This window comes from Sandaracinus amylolyticus, assembly GCF_000737325.1.
GTDB classification, from domain to species: Bacteria; Myxococcota_A; Polyangia; order Polyangiales; family Sandaracinaceae; genus Sandaracinus; species Sandaracinus amylolyticus.
In genome coordinates this window covers 4313331-4330468 of record NZ_CP011125.1, presented here as the reverse complement: position 1 = coordinate 4330468, position 17138 = coordinate 4313331, and the positions used below count along the sequence as shown (strand labels likewise).

The following is a 17138-nucleotide window of genomic DNA, read 5'->3' as shown; positions in this document are numbered from 1 at the left end:
GTTCGCCCGCAGTGAGCGACGAGACGAAGCGCGGAAAGGCTCTCGCCTGGACCAGCTCCGCCTATTTCGGCGAGGGGCTGCCCTTCAGCTTCCTGCACCAGCTCGTCACCGAGTACCTCACCGCGATCGGCGCGCCACCATCCGTCGTCGGCTACACGTCGTGGTTCCACCTGTCGGTCACCGCGAAGCCGCTGTGGAGCCCGCTGATCGACCTCTTCGGGACGCGCCGCGGGTGGATGATCGCGCTGCAGCTCGTGCTCGCGGTCGGGATGGTCCTGATGGGCGCGATGGTCGCGGGCGGCGGCGGTGCGCTCGAGACGCCGTGGCTCTTCTGGGGCGCGCTCGCGGTGCTCGCGGCCGTGCACGCGACGCACGACATCGCGTGCGACGGGCTCTTCATGGTCGCGCTCGATCGGCGCGAGCAGGCGCTCTACTCGGGCACGCGCATCGCGGCGTATCGCATCGCGATGTACGTGGGCTCGGGCGCGCTCGTGGTGCTCGCGGGGCGCGCGGGATGGACCGCGGCGTTCACCACGGCGGGCGCGCTGATGGCGCTGACTGCAGCGATCAATGCGTGGCTCGTGCCGCGCGTCGAGGATCGCGACGGGCCCGAGCACGTGCAGCCGAGCGCGTCGGGGTTCGGCGCGGCGTACCGCACGTTCCTCGCGCAGCCCGAGGCCGTGCGCGTGATCGTGTTCGTGCTGACGTACCGGCTCTGCGACGTGCTCACGTTCGCGATGGCGCCGGTGCTGCTGCGCGACCTCGGGATCGGCACCGAAGCGCGCGGCGTGCTGCGCAGCATCGGGCTGACCGCGAGCATCGGAGGATCGCTCCTCGCCGGAGGACTGCTCGCGCGCGGTGGGCTCGAGCGCTGGCTCGTGCCGTTCACGTACGCGATGGCGATCCCGTTCTATCTGCTCGTCGCGTGGCTGCGTCCGTCGTTCGAGTGGATCGTCGTGGTGTACACGCTCGAGCAGCTCGCGGGCGCGCTCGCGGGGACGGCGCTGCCGGTCTTCCTGATGCGGCGATGCAAGCGCGCGTTCTCCGCGTCGCACTACGCGTTCTTCTCGGCGATCACGGCGCTCACCGCGACCGTCGCGGGCGGGCTCTCGGGGCACGTCGTCGAGGCGCTCACGGCGGCGTTCGCGGCAGGCGCAGCCGACGCCGCGAGCGCGCGCGCCGACGCGCTGGTCGCGTTCTTCGCGCTCTGCTTCGTCGCGGCGCTGCCGGCGGTGTTGCTCGTGCACCTCGTGCCGACGGCGCCCATCGAGCGCGAGGCCTGAAAAACGTCGAGGGCCGGAGCGCTCTCGCGCATCCGGCCCTCGCCTTCGCTAGGAGCGAGCCTCTCTTCAGAGGCTCAGCTCACTGCCGAGCTGCTCGCTCAGCTCACTGCCGAGCTGCTCGCTCAGCTCACTGCCGAGCTGCTCGCTCAGCTCACTGCCGAGCTGCTCGCTCAGCTCACTGCCGAGCTGCTCGCTCAGCTCTCCTCGTCCTGCCCGCCGACGCCGAGGCCGCCGAGCTTCTGCTTGAGCACGTCGCCCAGCTTCGCGCCGCCGGTGCTGCGCGACGGACCGGTCGGACGCGCGGCCGGCTCGGCCGAGCGCTCCTCGCCGTACTTCATGACCGGCGTGCCCTGCTCCAGCTCCATCTTCTTGAGCGAGAGCGTGATGCGGCGGTCCGAGGGGTTCACGTCGATGATCTCGGCGCGAACGATCTGGCCTTCCTGGACGATCTTGCGCGGATCGTCGATGCGGTCGTACGAGAGCTCGCTCATCGGGACGAGACCCTCGACACCACGCTCGAGCTCCACGAACACGCCGAAGTCGGCGATCGAGATGACGCGGACCTCGAGCATCGTGCCGGCCGGGTAGTCCGACGGGATGCGCGTCCACGGATCTTCGTAGAGCTGCTTGATGCCGAGCGAGACCTTCTTCTCGTCGTGGTTGATCGAGAGGATGATCGCCTCGACCTCGTCACCCTTGCGGTAGACGTCCGCCGGGTTGTTGATGCGCTGCGTCCACGAGAGGTCGCTCTTGTGGACCATGCCGTCGACGCCCTCTTCGATGCCCACGAAGACGCCGTAGTCGGTCACGCTGCGGACCTTGCCGCGGATGATGTCGCCCGGGTTGTACTTCTGGACGAAGATCGACCACGGATCGGGCTCGAGCTGCTTGAGACCGAGCGAGATGCGCTTGTTGACCGCATCGACGTCCAGGATGGCGCACTCCACCTCCTGGCCGACCTCGAGCACCTTCGACGGGTGCTTCGGCTTCTTCCACGACATCTCGCTGACGTGGATGAGGCCTTCGATGCCGGGCTCGAGCTCGACGAACGCGCCGTAGTCGGTGATCGAGACCACCTTGCCGCTGATGCGCATGCCCGCCGGGTAGCGCTCCGCCGCGGTGTTCCACGGATCGTCGATGGTCTGCTTGAGACCGAGCGAGACGCGCTCCGTCTCCGCGTTGTACTTGAGGACCTTGACGGTGACCTCGTCGCCGACGTTGAACACTTCGGACGGGTGGTTGACCCGGCCCCAGCTCATGTCGGTGATGTGGAGGAGGCCGTCGATGCCGCCGAGGTCCACGAACGCACCGTACTCGGTGATGTTCTTGATGACGCCGGTGACGACCATGCCCTCTTCGAGGTTCTGCAGCGTGCGGGCCTTCAGCTCGTCACGCTCCTTCTCGAGGAGCACGCGGCGCGACAGGACGATGTTGCCGCGCTTCTTGTTGAACTTGATGACCTTGAAGTCGTAGGTCTGGCCGATCAGCTTGTCCAAGTTGCGGACGGGGCGGAGATCGACCTGCGATCCGGGAAGGAACGCCTTCACGCCGCCGCGGATCGTGACGCTGAGGCCACCCTTCACGCGCGCGGTGATCGTTCCCTGGATGAGCTCGTCGCGCTCGCACGCGGCGCTGATCTCGTCCCAGACCTTGAGCTTGTCGGCCTTCTCCTTCGAGAGGAGCACGAGGCCGTCGTCGGTCTCCTTGGACTCGACGAACACGTCGACCGCATCACCCGGCTTGACCTCCGCCGCGCCGCTCGGGCCGACGAACTCGGAGATCGGGATGACGCCCTCGGACTTGTAGCCGATGTCGACGACGACGTTGTCCTTGCCGATCGCGATCACCGTGCCCGAGACGATCTCGCCTTCCTTGAGCGAGTCGGCCTTCGCGACGGAGGCCTCGAAGAGGGCCGCGAAGCTGTTCGGGTTCGGGGCACGGGTCTGGATCTCGGACTGGGGCATTGGTTGGGTCGGGGACCTTTCTGATTCGGTACGGTGAGGGTCGTGCTGGGAGCCTACCGGGGATACGCGAGCGAGGACGCCGGTACGGGCCTGAATCGAAGACCCGGGGGTCGGCGCGTCGTTCGCGGGCTCGAGTGCTGCTGGCCCGGAACAACGCTTCGCCCCGGGGGCGTACCCTCGGGGCGACCTACTCGCGCGGTGGAGCCCGCGCGCGCGTACGAGACGCGAACACGGGGACCGGAGGGGTAGCGCGGCGCTCCTAGGGTGTCAATCGCTGCGGGTGCTGCTCGCACCACGTACGATCCCCACGAGCGTCTCGACGACCGCGTCGAGATCGAGCGCGGTCGTGTCCACCGTGATCGCGTCGCGCGCCGGCTTGAGCGGCGCGATCGGGCGCGTGGAGTCGCGGCGATCCCGCTCTCGGATCTCGGCGAGCACCTGATCGATCGGCTGGGCGGCGCCACGTGCCTGGAGCTCGGCGGTGCGACGGCGCGCGCGTTCCTCGTCCGACGCGGTGAGGAAGACCTTCACCTCGGCGTCGGGGAACACGACCGTGCCGATGTCGCGCCCTTCGAGCACCACCCCACCCTCGGCGCCGAGACGACGCTGCAGATCGAGCAGCGCCACGCGCACGTCGGGGTGCTGCGAGACGATGCTCGCGCCCTGGGAGATCTCGGGCGTGCGGATGTCGCTCGAGCGATCCTCGCCGTCGACGATCACGCGTGATCCCTCCTCGCTCGGCTCGAGCGCGAGCGGGAGACGTCGCGCGAGTGATCCCAGCCCGGGCCCGTCGTCCCACGAGATCCCTATCTCGCGCGCGGCGAGCGCGATCGCGCGATAGAGCGCGCCGGTGTCGACGAGCGTGTACCCGAGGCGTGCCGCGAGACGGCGCGAGACCGTGCTCTTGCCCGCGCCCGCGGGGCCGTCGATCGCGACGACCAGTCCGCGCGCGCGCGGCGTCACGCCGTCTCCTCGACGATGTCGGCGCCGAGCGAGCGCAGCAGGTCGGCGAACCCGGGGAAGCTCGTGTCGACGCAGCCGACGTCCTGGACGATCGTCTCGCCCTCGGACGCGAGGCCGAGCACCGCCGCGGTCATCGCGATGCGGTGATCGCCGTGGCTCGTCACGCGCGTCGCGCGAAGCGCACCGGTGCCGCCGTGGATCGTCATGCCGTCGCGGAGCTCGACGCAGTCGACGCCCGCGTCGCGCAGCATGTTTGCGGTGATCGAGAGGCGATCGCTCTCCTTCACGCGCAGCTCCTCGGCGTCGCGGATCTCGCTCGCGCCACCGGCGCGCGTGCAGATCGCGGCGAAGATCGGCACCTCGTCGATCATGCGGGTGACGAGCTCGCCGCCGAGGCGCGTCGGGCTGTACGGCGCGTGGCGGACCACGACCTGCGCGATCGGCTCCATGCCCGCGGCGTCACCGCGCGGCGTGATGAAGATCGGCGCGCGCATCGCGCGCAGCGCGTCGAGGATGCCGGTGCGCGTCGGGTTCGTGCCGACGTTGTCGATCACGATCTCGCTGCCCGGCACGAGCAGGCCCGCCGCCATGATGAACGCCGCGCCGCTGATGTCGCCCGGCACGTCCCACTCGAAGCCGTCCCAGCGGCGATCCCACTCCTCGGGATCGAGCACGACCATCGGGCCCATCGTCTGCAGCGGGACGCCGAGCGCGAGCATCATGCGCTCCGTGTGATCGCGCGAGAGCGTGGGCTCGGCGACCGCGGTCGGACCGTCGGCCCAGAGGCCGGAGAGCAGCAGCGCGCTCTTCACCTGCGCGCTGGCGATCGGAGACTGGTACTCGATGCCCGTGAGCTTCTCGTCGGGGAGCAGCGGCGCGACCGAGAGCGGCGGATAGTGCTCGCCTTCCTTCGCGCCCTTCACGCCCGCGATGTGACCGCCGCGCGCGCGCAGCGGATCGACGATGCGCCTCATCGGGCGGCGCGTGAGGCTCGCGTCGCCGATGAGGCGCGTGCCGAACTTCTGCGCGACGAGCACGCCCGCGAGCATGCGCATCGTGGTGCCCGAGTTGCCGCAGTCGAGCACGCCGCTCGGCATCTTCAGACCATCGAGACCGACGCCGGCGATCTTCGCGGTCACGCCCGTCGCGGGCTCGCCCGAGAACTCGATGCGCGCGCCCATCTGCCGCATGGCCTCGGCGGTCGCCGCGTTGTCGAGACCGCCCGAGAGACCGCGCACCGTCGAGGTTCCCTCCGCGAGCGCACCGAAGAGCAGCGCGCGATGGCCGATCGACTTGTCGCCGGGGACGCGGACCTGACCTCGCAGCGGACCGCTCGCGCGGACACGCCATCGCTTCGTCTCGGAACCGGTGCTCGCCATGTCTTCTTCGCGGTCTCGGGGTGAGCGTCGCGGCGAGGCCGCGGCGGGCACGAGGGTGACAGAAATCACGCGCGCGCGCTCCCGTGGTCGCACGCGTCGCGGGGACGCGGCCTACCGGATCGACGAGGCGATCAAGGACGCGGATACGAGCCGAGGACCTTGAGGTGGCGCGCGCGCGCCTTCACCTCGTCGATCGCGGTGAGCACCGCGCGATCGCTGCCGTGCCCGTCGAGCTCGACGAAGAAGACGAGGCGCCACGCGCTCGATCGCGCGGGGCGGGACTCGAGGCGCGTGAGGTTGATCCCGCGCTCCGCGAAGGGCTGGAGCGCCGCGTAGAGCGAGCCGGGATCCTCGCTGAGCGCGAGCACGATCATCGTGCGATCGGCGCCGGTGCGGCGCGGCTGCTGCTGGCCGAGCACGACGAAGCGCGTGGTCGCGCCGGGATCGTCCTCGACGTGCTTGCGCACCAGACGAAGCGTGTCCGCCACCGGACGCTCCGAGCCGCGCTCGGTGCGCATCGGGGCGGGTCGCTCCGAGCCGATCCGCAGCGTCGTGCCGAGCTCTCCGAGCAGCTCGCTGCCCAGCGCGGCCGCGCCGTGATCCTCGAGCGCGAGCTGCGCCGCGACGACGCCGCTCCGCACGTCGAGCAGGGTCGCGCGCGGGAACTCCGCTTTCAGCGTGCGCTCGCACGCCGCGATGGTCGTCGCCGCGCCGTAGATCTTCTCCACGTCGCCCGCGTTGCCGGTGCGCGACCAGAGGTGCCACGCGTTGACCGCGCTGACCTCGCCGATGACCTTCGCGTGCGTCTCGACGAGGCACGAGAGCGTCGCGGAGAGCGCGCCGTCGGTCGAGGTCTCGAACGGCACGACGGCGTGCGCGGCGCGGCCGCGATCGATCTCCGCGAACACGTCGGTGACGTTCGCCATCGCGCGCACCTCGGCCTGCGAGCCGAACCAGCGACGCGCGGCGAGGTGCGTGAGGCCCGCCTCGGGGCCGAGCACCGCGACCTGCACCGGCGCGATCATCGCGGCGCAGACGCCGAGCACCTCGCGCACCACGGGCTCGAGACCGTTCTCGGGGAACTCGCGCCGGAGCTCGCGCACGCGCGTGAGCACCTCGGCCGCGTTGGGGAGCACGTGGTAGCCCTCGGGGTCGCGCTCGCGCAGCGCGACGTATCCACGAACCGCTCGCGCTCTCGCATCGAGCGCAGCCACGAGATCGGCGTCGGCCTGCTCCAGCGCGGCGCGGATCTGCGCCATCTCGTCCCGCGAGTCAGCCATCGTCGGGCATCGTAGCGCCCGGGCCCTTTCGGGCCAAACGAAAGGCTGCGCTGGATCAGCGCTTCGCGAGCAGCGATCGCAGCTTCGAGAGCGCGACGAGCGCCTCGATCGGCGTCATCCGATCGGGGTCGAGCTCGCGCAGCGCGCGCTCGACCTCGGAAGGCTCGGGCGGAGGCGGCGCTACGGATTCCGTAGCGGGCTGCGCGACGCCGAAGAGATCGAGCTGCGGGACCTCGGCGCGCACCCGCTCGCGCAGGCTCGCCTTCGCGCCCGCGGCCGCATCCGTCGCGCCGCTCTCGAGCCCGCGCAGCAGCGTCTTCGCGCGCTCGAGCACGCGCTCGGGCGTGCCCGCGAGGCGCGCGACCGCGACGCCGTAGCTCTTGTTGCTCGCGCCCGGGACGAGCCGGTGGAGGAACACGACGTCGCCCTGGTGCTCGCGCGCCGCGACGTTGAAGTTGCGCACGCCGGGGCGCGTCCGCTCGAGCTCGCAGAGCTCGTGGTAGTGCGTCGCGAACAGCGTGCGGCACCCGATCACGTCGTGGAGGTGCTCGGCGACGGCCCACGCGATCGCGAGCCCGTCGTAGGTGCTCGTGCCGCGGCCGATCTCGTCGAGGATCACGAGCGAGCGACGCGTCGCCTCCCGGAGGATCGTCGCGGTCTCGCGCATCTCGACCATGAACGTGCTCTGGCCGCGCCCGAGATCGTCGCTCGCGCCGACGCGCGTGAACACGCGATCGACGAGGCCGATGCGCGCGCGCGTCGCGGCCACGAACGATCCGAGCTGCGCCATGATCGCGGCGAGCGCGACCTCGCGCATCGTCGTCGACTTGCCCGCCATGTTCGGCCCGGTGATGACGAGCAGGCGCTGCGCCTCCGCGTCGATCGCGACGTCGTTGGGCACGAAAGAGCCCGCGGCGGCGAGCGTCTCGACGATCGGATGGCGGCACTCGACGAGCTCGAGCGAGAGCGACTCGTCGACCTCGGGGCGCACGTAGCCGCGGCGGTGCGCGACCTCGGCGAGCCCCGCGTGCACGTCGATCTCCGCGAGACGGAACGCGAGCGCGCGCAGGCGATGTGCTTCGGCGCCCGCGCGGCGGCGCACGTCCTCGAAGATCTCGGTCTCGAGCGCCTTGAGGCGATCCTCGGCGTTCAGGATCTTCGACTGCAGCTCCTCGAGCTCGTCGGTGGTGTACCGCTCGCCGTTCGCGACGGTCTGCTTGCGCCGGAAGTGCGACGGCACGAGGTGCAGGTTCGAGCGCGTGATCTCGACGTAGTAGCCGAAGACCTTCGTGAAACGAATCTTCAGCGAGGCGATGCCCGATGTTTCGCGCTCGCGCGCCTCGAGCGCGAGCAGGACGTCCTTGCTCGACGTCGAGAGCGTGCGCAGCTCGTCGACGCGCGCGTCGATGCCGTCCTTGATCACCGGGCCCGCGCTGGGCACGAGCGGGAGGTCCTCGACGAGCGCGGTCGAGAGGAGCGACTCGACGTCCTCGCACACGTCGCGCGGCACGAGCGCGGCGAGCACCTCGTCGTGCTGCGCGCCGAGCGCGTCGACCACGCCGATCGCGCTACGAAGGCCCGCGCGGATCGCGCCGAGGTCGCGCGGGCTGGCGACGCCGAGCTCGGCACGCGTCGCGAGGCGCTCGAGATCACCGATCTCCGAGAGCGCGCGGCGCAGCGCGCGACGGCGCTCGGGATCGAGCACGAACGCCTCGACCGAGTCGTGACGGCGACGGATCGCCGCGACGTCGGCGAGCGGCGCGAGCAGCCGGCGACGCAGGAGGCGCGCGCCCATCGGCGTCGAGGTCTCGTCGAGCAGCGCGAGCAGCGAGCCCGCACGATCCCCCGAGAGCGTGCGCACGAGCTCGAGGTTGCGCACCGCGGTGTCGTCGAGCGCGAGCTGCGCGCGCGGATCGTACGGCTCGATCGCGCGCACGCCGATCGCCGCGCGACCTCCGGTCGACACGCGCGCGTACTCGAGCGCGACGGCGCACGCCTCGAGGGCGGCGCCCGACAGCCGCGACGACGCATCTCCGATCGCGGCGTCGTCGAGCGCGATCGCGAGCGCGGCGCGTCGATCCGCGGGCGTCGCGTGCTCGGCGACGCGCGCCTTCGGGAGCGCGCGCGCGAGCGCGGCGTGGGTCTCGCCGCCGCGCACGACGAGCACCTCGCGCGGGTCGAGGCGCAGAACCTCGGCGAGCATCGCCGCGCCGCCGCTCACGGTGCACGCGCGCAGCTCGGCGCGAGTGAGCTCGAGCGCCGCGATCCCGAACGTCTCACCCTCGCACGCGACCGCGACGAGCGCGTTGTCGGTGCGCGCATCGAGCGCATCGGGATCGAGCGCCAGCCCCGGCGTGACGACGCGGACGACCTCGCGCGGGACGATGCCCTTCACCGTCGCGGGATCGGCCATCTGCTCGCAGATCGCGACCTTGAAGCCCTTCTCGAGCAGTCGCGCGAGGTACGACGCCGCCGCGTGGTGCGGCACGCCGGCCATCGGGACCTCGCGTCCGTCGATGCCCTTGCTGCGCGCGGTGAGCGTGAGGTCGAGCGCCTTCGACGCGATCACCGCGTCGTCGAAGAACATCTCGTAGAAGTCCCCCATGCGGAAGAAGAGCAACGCATCCGGGTGCTGCTCCTTCGCACGGAAGAACTGCTGCATCGCGGGCGAGTGGGCGCCCTCTTTCGCCTTCGCCACGTCGACCTCCTCGGCGGGCGCGATGCTACTCGATGAAGAACTCGGGCCTCACCGGCTCGAGCTCGATCACCACGAGCCCACGGCGCAGCTCGTCGAGCGCGTAGAGACGGTCCGTCAGCGCGCTGAACGACACCTCGGTCGGGAGCGTGAGCGTGCGACCGCCCTGCGGCAGTGCGCCGAGATCCGTCGCGAGCTGCGACGGCACGTCGCCCACGTCGAACGTGATCGCCTGATCGACGATCACCGCGGGACGCGCGCGCGTGAAGTCGAGCGTGAAGCGCAGGCTCGGCCCCTCGTACGGCACGCCGAGCTCGGCGCGCGCGCTGAGCGTGGGGTCCTGCGTCGTCTCCACCACGCAGTTGCCCGCGTCGCTCACGACCACGCGGTGCGCGAACCCGGTGCGCGAGCCGACGACCGCGTACCGATCGAACACCCGCACGTCGAACGAGACGAGCTGGTCCTGGTAGCAACGCAGCAGCAGCTCGACGTTCGCGCCCGCGCGATCGAGCACCTCCGCGTCGGGCTCGAGCACGATCGCCGAGGCGTACGGCGAGCGCACGCCGCCCGCCTCGCCGGCGCGCACCTCGGCGATCCGCACCAGGAGCGCCTCGGGCGTCTCGCCCTCGTCGACGCCCGCGAGCGCGCGGCACTCGGGATCGTCGGCGGTCGCGTCGGGCAGCTCCGCGGTGATCGCGACGAGATCACCGGGGTACATGAACTCGGGATCGGCCTCGGTCAGGCCTGCGGCGCCCTCGGGGCCGAGCACGCCGCGCTCGCACAACGGGATGCGCGTCTCGAGCGCGATCCGACCGTCGTCGAGCGTGCGGAAATTGCCCGCGATGCTCGCGGTGCTCGGGATCACGCCCTGCCACGTCAGCGCCCACGACTCGGCGGCCGCGGTCCAGGGATCGGTCGACGTGCAGATCAACGGGTTCGGCGCGCCGAACACCGGCGCGATGCCGTCGGGGTCGGCGCAGGGGTTCGACAGAAAGCTCGGGACCGCATCCTCGTCGGGCACCGAGCCCGAGGCCGAGAAGCGCAGCGTCGAGCCCGAGACCGACGCGACCGGCGACTCGGTGAGCGACACCGGGTCGGCCACGCGCGTCGCGATGCGCGGGCGATGACGGCGGATGAACGAGTACTCCTGCCCGCCCTGGAACGAGTTCTGGCAGTCGGTCCCGCTGCGGCACGTCGCGTCCTCGTCGAGAACGTCGATGTACCGCAACGAGCCGTCGGAGAGCGCAACCGACACGAACACGCCGCGCAGGTTGTTCGCGGACGGATCGATCGTCGCGTCGTCGTAGTCGCAGATCCCGCCCGCGCCGCGGCGATCGATCGTCGCGATCGCGCGCGCCGGCGCGCGGAACGGCACGCGCAGCACGCGCCCGGTCGACTCCGCCGCGACGGGCACGAGCTGTCGCGCCGCCTCGTCGATCACCATCACCGAGCCGTCGCGCGCGTCGATCGCGTACACGTACCGGCGCGTGGCCGACGGCGTGTCGAGCCGGTCCGGCACCGGCGGCGTGAGCGTCAGATCGAGGATCGGACCGTCGGTGCGGATCCCGTCGGCGAACGCGCGCGTCGCGAGGTCGTAGCGATAGATGACGGAGCGCGCGGCGTCGCCGATCAGCAGCGCGATCGCGTCGCCGTCGTCGTCGCGCGCGACCTCGATCTCGAGCGGCTGCGGCGCGGGCAGCGGATCGGGATCGGTCTCGACGACCACCGTCGGGGGCGGCGTGGCGAGCTCGGGGAGCGTCAGGCCCGTCGCGGCGCACAGCGCGAGCGTGGCCGCGTCCTGCGGGGGATCGGTCGTCTCGCCGAGCGTCGGATCCGACGACGGCTCCGTGGGCGCGACCGGGAGCGCGTCGGGCAGCGGGATGATCTCGAGCGCGCCGAAGTGGCAACCGGTGTCGTCCGACGTCACCGGCACGCGCCCGATCACGCCGTCGTCCGGGAGCGTCACGTAGAGCTCGCTCGTCGCGCCGTCGTCGTGGATCACCAGCGCGTTCGGCCGACCGGTGCGCCCCTCGCCCGCGAGCGAGAGCTCCTCGGTGGCCATCCCGGTGCCGAGCGACTCCTCGCGGAAGCGCGCCGTCTCCACGGCCGAGAGGCTGCTCGATCCACGGTTCGCGACCCACGTGCACAGCGGATTGCGACGCGACACCGCGAGCCCGACCGGCACCTCGCCGACCTCGACGAACGTGAAGCCGGGCACGCGGCGATCGCTGTCGATCACCACTGGCGGATCGGCGCTGAGATCGACCGCCGCGACCTCGCCGCGCGTCTGCTGCGTCACGAGCGCGAGCAGCGTCCGCTCGCCGGCGCCGCTGCCGCTCGCGCACTCGCTCTGCGCGACCGGACGATCGCCGTCGAAGCACACGAGCTCGATGCGCGCCGGGCGGTTGAACGCGCGCGGCGGCGCGACGTTGACGGCCTGCGTGCAAGCGCCGCAGAGCGCGAGGAGGAGCGCGGGAACGACCTTGAGGCGCACGGCGGAAGCTCGCTTCATCCAGAGAACGGGCTGGGCGCGTCGGGATCACCGAGGTACGCGATCAGCCGCGGAGACGCGCCGGTGCGGAGCGGCGAGAGGTCGACGACCCCGATCGTGTTGTTGCGGAAGTTGATGACGAACAGCAGCTCCCGCGTTGCGTCGTACGCCATCTCGAACGGGCCCGCGAGCCCCGCGACCGTGGCGATCAGCCCGAGCTCGGGATCGATGACCGAGACGTTGTTCGCGTCGTAGCAGCTCGCGAGGAGATACGTGCGCTCGCGCGCGGGGATCGGCCCTTCGTCGCCATCGGGATCGAACGGCACCACGACGCGCTCGAGCCGCGAGGGCCCGGACGCGACCGCGAAGATCTCACCGAGCGGCGCGAGGTTCGGCGCGACCGGCGGCACGCGGAAGTCGACGGTGATCACGGCCTCGGGCCGACGCGCGAGCACCCACGCGCGATCGACGCCGACGTCGAACGCGATGTCTCGCGTATCCGATCCCGTGCCTCCGTCGTCCAGCCCCGCGAGCGTGATGCGGTTCACCACCGCGAGGCGCGTGTCGACGTCCGACACGATCGGTGCGACCGCGACGAGATCGCGCGTCGGGCGCGAGCTCGGCGGCGCGCTCGTCAGCCACACTGCGCCGCTCTCGGGATCCATCTCGGCGCTGACCACGTCGGTCGGCAGCCCGTCGATCACGTCGAACAGCGTCGGCTGACCGCGCAGGTCGTCGAGCAGCAGGCTGCCCGAGCCGTTGCGGTGCGCGATCACGATCGCGTCCGCGTCGCCGCCTCCCACGAGGTCGCGCGGGACCACCGCGAGCGCGACGGGATCGGTCGGGAGCGAGAGCTCGCGCGACACCGGCGCGACCGCGACGGTGTTGTGGAGGTCGTCGCACGCATCGCCCTCGCCGCAGCCGAAGAGGCCGTCCGCGAGATCGATCCACGTGAGCCCGCCGCGCCCGCTGCGCACCGGGAGGTAGATGCGATCCTCCGAAGGCCCGACCGCGATCCCGTCGGCGTGCGACGGGATGCGCACTTCGTCCTGGAGGAAGACCTCGGGGCGCTCCTCGATCTGGATCTCGCACGCGGGGCGACCGTCCTCGCCGCAGTCGACGCCGAGGTCGTCGACGCCCGCCACCGCGTCGTCGATCGCGGTCTGGAGCTCGGCGAGGCGCCACGACTGCACCGAGCCCGACGCGTAGCGCACGTCGAAGTTCGAGCTGACGACGAGCAGGTAGTCGTCGTCGTTCGTCTCGGGCGCGCCGTCGACCACCGCGAGCGCGATCGGGAAGTTCAACGTCGCCGCGGGCAGCGGCACCCCGGGGTTGTCGAGGTCACACCCGGCGATCGCGATCGCGAAGACTGTGATGGTCGCGGCGTTTCCGATGCCGCAGCGCTCCGCCCGCATGAGGCGCGGACCCTACTGCGAACACCGACTCAGCGCCAGGGGTCCAGAACCTCGCTCTGACCCACGCCGTGGTGCTGCGCGGGCTGCGTCGTGTGCTGCTGCGGAGCAGTGCCCGCCGACGATGCCTCCGCCTGCCGGCGACCCCCACCGCCGCTGCGGCGACGCTCCGCGACGAGCGCGATGCGGACCTGCGGGGCCGTGAGCGACGAGAGGCGCACGTCCTGGCTCTGGAAGCCCGGCTTGCGCAGCGACACCTCGAGCGTCTCACCCGCCGCGGGACGCGGCAGATCGAACGGCGTGTTGCCGAGCAGCTCGTCACCGCGCCAGACCTCGACGCCCTCGGGATCGCTCACGAGGTGGATCGTCGGCGAGACCGCGGGCGCGGCTTCACGCGCCGTCCCCTCGACGTCGGTCGACGTGCCCTCCGCCGCGGCGATGCTGCCCGCGCCGGTCTCCTCGGGCGTCGGCGGCGGCGTGACGGGCGGCGTCGGCGGGGTCGGCGGCGGCGTGCTCACGACCGGCGTCGTCGTCTCCGCGACCGCGGGCCGCTGCGACATCACGAAGGCAGCCGTGCCACCGCCGACCAGCAGCATGAGCACCGTGGCGATGCCGACGATCATCGGGAGCTTGCTCTTCGGCGGCTCGGGCGCGACGTCGCCGACGCCCATGCGCATCATCGACTGCACCGGCATGCGACCGGTGCCGTCCATGCGCGGCATCGTCCCGTCGCGACGCGGCATGTTCGCGCCCGACGCGCGATCGACGCCCTCGACCACCGCGCGCGGTGTGAGGCCCTGCTCGAGCGCGACGAGGTCCTCGCGCACCTCCGCCATCGACTGGTAGCGAGCGTCCGCCGACTTCGAGAGGCACTTGAGGATCACCGCCTCGAGCCCCGGCGGGACCTGCACCGGCGGCGGCAGCTCGTGCGGCGCGATCGGCTGCTCGTACATGTGCTTGGTCAGGATCCCCATGAGGTTGTCGGCGTCGAACGGCACGCGGCCGCACGCCATCTCGTAGAGGATCACGCCGAGCGCGTAGACGTCGGTCCGGTGATCGACGTTGCTGCCCGCGCACTGCTCGGGCGACATGTAGTGCGGCGTTCCGAAGACCTGGCCCGCCTTCGTCAGCTTGCTCGACGCGCCGCCCACCTTCGCGATGCCGAAGTCGAGCACCTTCACGAAGTCGACGTCGCCACCTCGCTTGATGAGGTAGACGTTGTCCGGCTTCATGTCGCGGTGGACGATGCTGCGCTCGTGCGCGGCACCGAGCGCGTCGCAGAGCTGCTTCGCGATGTGCACCACGCGCTCGGGCGCCATCGGCGCGCCGCCCTTGTCCTGCGGCGACTCGATCGCCTTCGTCAGCGACACGCCGTCGAGGAACTCCATCACGAAGTAGGTGGAGTTGTCGGGGAGCGTGCCGAAATCGCTGATGTCGATGATGTGCTGGTTGCCGATCGCGCTCGCGCTCTGGGCTTCCTGCTGGAAGCGCGTGAGCACCTCGGTGTCGCGCGAGACCTCGGGCTTGAGCACCTTGATCGCGAGCGGCTTGTTCAGCATCGCGTGGCGCGCGCGATAGACGAGGCCCATGCCGCCCTCGCCCAGCACCGCCTCGATGCGATAGCGCCCGTCGAGCGTGCGGCCGATGAGCGGATCGGGCGGCGGGATCGACGGCGGGCGGTCCTCGACGAGATGGAGGTGCTGTGCCTTGGCCTCGTTGCCGTTGGTGCTCATTCCGCCACCCGGTGTCGATGAAGCGTTCGAAGGAGAAGCGCGCCCCGAACGATGTACGCGTGCGACGCGCGAGATCTCTACGCGGGACTCGACACGACGGATGTACGGCCGAGCCCCATTCTCGATTCACGCGACGCGCACGCGACTCGAACGGCCGAGACGAGCGTTCCAGACGGTGCTTGGTGCGTCAAGCGTGGGTTCCTGATTGCAGCGACGCCGGAACGGCCGAATGGCGCCGCGCATCCGACCTCTGGATGGCCGCGAGCTTTGGGCCGTTACAGCAGGCGGGCGATCGCGTCTTCCCAGCCCGGCGTGGCGAGGTCGCGCGCCCACTCGAGCACCTCACGCGCTTCGGGCAGCGCGAACGTCGTCGCGAGGGGGAGCGCGCCCGCGAACACGCGGCCCGTCGCGCCGTCGAGGGTGATCGTCTCGGGCACCGGCACCACCACGCCCGCAGGCCGGCGCACCTCGGCGTACGCGTGATCGACGTCGACACGCACCTCGCTCGCCGAGACGATGCACGGGCGGCCGAGCGCGCGCGCGATCACCGCCGCGTGCGAGGTGAGCCCACCCGACGACGTGAGGACGCCCGCCGCGGCGCGGATCCCGGGCGCGTCCTCGGGGCTGCACTCGGGACGGATCAAGATCGCAGCTTCGCCCCGCGCCGCGAGCTCGACCGCGGCGGTGGGATCGTAGACGGCACGTCCGGAGACCGCGCCCGGGCTCGCGGGCACGCCGATCGTCAGCGGAGGCTCGGGCAGCTGATCGTCGGGCGGCAGCGCGCGCGACACGAGCGCGTCGATCGCGCGCGGATCGAGACGCGCGAGCGCGGTCTCGCGATCGATGCGCCCCTCGCGAACGAGATCGACCGCGACACGGATCGCGGCGCGCGGCGAGCGCTTCGCGGTGCGCACCTGCAGCAGCCACAGCGTGCCGTGCTCGACCGTGATCTCGAGATCCTGTGCGTCGCCGTAGCGCGCCTCGAGCGCCATCGCGATGCGCTCGAGGTCGGCGAACGCCGTCGGGCTCTGCCGCTCGAGGCTCTCCGCGGCGCGACGTCCCGACGCTGCGGCCGAGAGCCCCGCCGGCGACGCGCGACCGCCGACGACCTCGTCGCCCTGCACGCGCGGCAGGTACTCGCCGAAGAGGTGCTTCTCGCCGGTGACCGGGTGCCGCGTGAACGCGACGCCGCTGCCCGACGCGCCGCTCGCGTTGCCGAACACCATCGCTTGCACGACGACCGCCGTGCCGAGCGCGTCGTCGATGCGCTGCGTCGCGCGGAAGTCGCGCGCGCGATCGCGATCCCACGACGCGAGGATCGCCTCGATCGCCATGCGCAGCTGCGCGCGCGCGTCGTCGGGCGGGAGCACGCCGGCCTCGCGCAGCGTCTGCTCGTGGCGCGCGATCTTCGCCTCGAGATCGGCAGGCGTGATCGGCGGCGGAGGCGTGGTCGCGCGTGCCGCGACACGAACGCCGGCGCGCGGATCGAAGCGCGTGCGCGAGAGGCGACCGACGACCGCGCCCCACGACTCGAGGAAGCGACGGCGCACGTCGAGCGCGACCGCCCGATCGCCGAGCTGCGCCGCGAGGCCGTCGACGCTCGCGCTCGTCGCGCCCACGTCGAGCAGCGTGTCCAGCATGCCGGGCATCGAGACCGGCGCGCCCGATCGCACGCTGACGATCAGCGGCGCGCTCGCGTCTCCGAGGCGCTTCCCGGTCGCGCGCGCGAGGTGCTCCAGGCCCGCATCGAGCTCCGCGTCGAGCTCGGCCGGGAGCGCGCCGGTCGCGCGCCAGGCGCGGAAGAGATCGATCGAGAGCACGAAGAAGGGCGGCACGGGCAGCCCTTCGTTCGACGCGTCGATCAGCCCCGCGGCCTTCGCGCCGACGCGCGCGACGTCGGCCGGAGCACCAGCGCCGGGCACGACGAGGAACTGCACG

10 protein-coding genes are annotated in these 17138 nt (G+C 71.7%); 1 reads left to right on the top strand and 9 read right to left on the bottom strand.

Translation table 11 applies throughout. The features are described from left to right. Positions 1–11: 11 nt before the first annotated feature. Positions 12–1283 carry an MFS transporter gene (locus tag DB32_RS18380; protein WP_053233764.1) on the top strand — a complete coding sequence of 424 codons (1272 nt, stop codon included), beginning with the start codon at positions 12–14 and terminating at the stop codon, positions 1281–1283. 194 nt (positions 1284–1477) lie between these two features. On the opposite strand, the gene DB32_RS18375 is transcribed toward DB32_RS18380, so the two are convergent. The 9 genes from DB32_RS18375 to DB32_RS18335 form a co-directional block, all read right to left on the bottom strand. Further along, positions 1478–3247: a 30S ribosomal protein S1 gene (locus DB32_RS18375; RefSeq protein WP_053233763.1), complete on the bottom strand. Its 1770-nt coding sequence runs from the start codon at positions 3245–3247 to the stop codon at positions 1478–1480. A gap of 267 nt (positions 3248–3514) precedes the next feature. Further along, a complete protein-coding gene (cmk, locus tag DB32_RS18370) occupies positions 3515–4210 on the bottom strand; it encodes a (d)CMP kinase (protein WP_053233762.1) in 696 nt (231 codons plus the stop codon). Continuing rightward, on the bottom strand, positions 4207–5589 hold the full coding sequence (gene aroA / locus DB32_RS18365; protein ID WP_053233761.1) for a 3-phosphoshikimate 1-carboxyvinyltransferase: 1383 nt from the start codon (positions 5587–5589) through the stop codon (positions 4207–4209). The genes cmk and aroA overlap by 4 nt, the downstream gene beginning before the upstream one ends. A gap of 131 nt (positions 5590–5720) precedes the next feature. Beyond that, complete coding sequence (locus DB32_RS18360) at positions 5721–6869, bottom strand: bifunctional chorismate mutase/prephenate dehydratase (protein ID WP_083457467.1); 1149 nt, start codon at positions 6867–6869, stop codon at positions 5721–5723. 55 nt (positions 6870–6924) lie between these two features. Further along, positions 6925–9567 carry a DNA mismatch repair protein MutS gene (gene mutS / locus DB32_RS18355; RefSeq protein WP_240481221.1) on the bottom strand — a complete coding sequence of 881 codons (2643 nt, stop codon included), beginning with the start codon at positions 9565–9567 and terminating at the stop codon, positions 6925–6927. 25 nt (positions 9568–9592) lie between these two features. Beyond that, entirely contained in the window at positions 9593–12076 is a 2484-nt protein-coding gene (locus tag DB32_RS18350; RefSeq protein WP_157069155.1) for a hypothetical protein, read from the bottom strand. Further along, on the bottom strand, positions 12073–13470 hold the full coding sequence (locus tag DB32_RS18345; RefSeq protein WP_053233758.1) for a YncE family protein: 1398 nt from the start codon (positions 13468–13470) through the stop codon (positions 12073–12075). The genes DB32_RS18350 and DB32_RS18345 overlap by 4 nt, the downstream gene beginning before the upstream one ends. 29 nt (positions 13471–13499) lie before the next feature. Beyond that, positions 13500–15200: a serine/threonine-protein kinase gene (locus DB32_RS18340; protein ID WP_053233757.1), complete on the bottom strand. Its 1701-nt coding sequence runs from the start codon at positions 15198–15200 to the stop codon at positions 13500–13502. Between the two features lie 275 nt (positions 15201–15475). Continuing rightward, a complete protein-coding gene (locus DB32_RS18335; RefSeq protein ID WP_053233756.1) occupies positions 15476–17137 on the bottom strand; it encodes a PEP/pyruvate-binding domain-containing protein in 1662 nt (553 codons plus the stop codon). Position 17138: the final 1 nt, after the last annotated feature.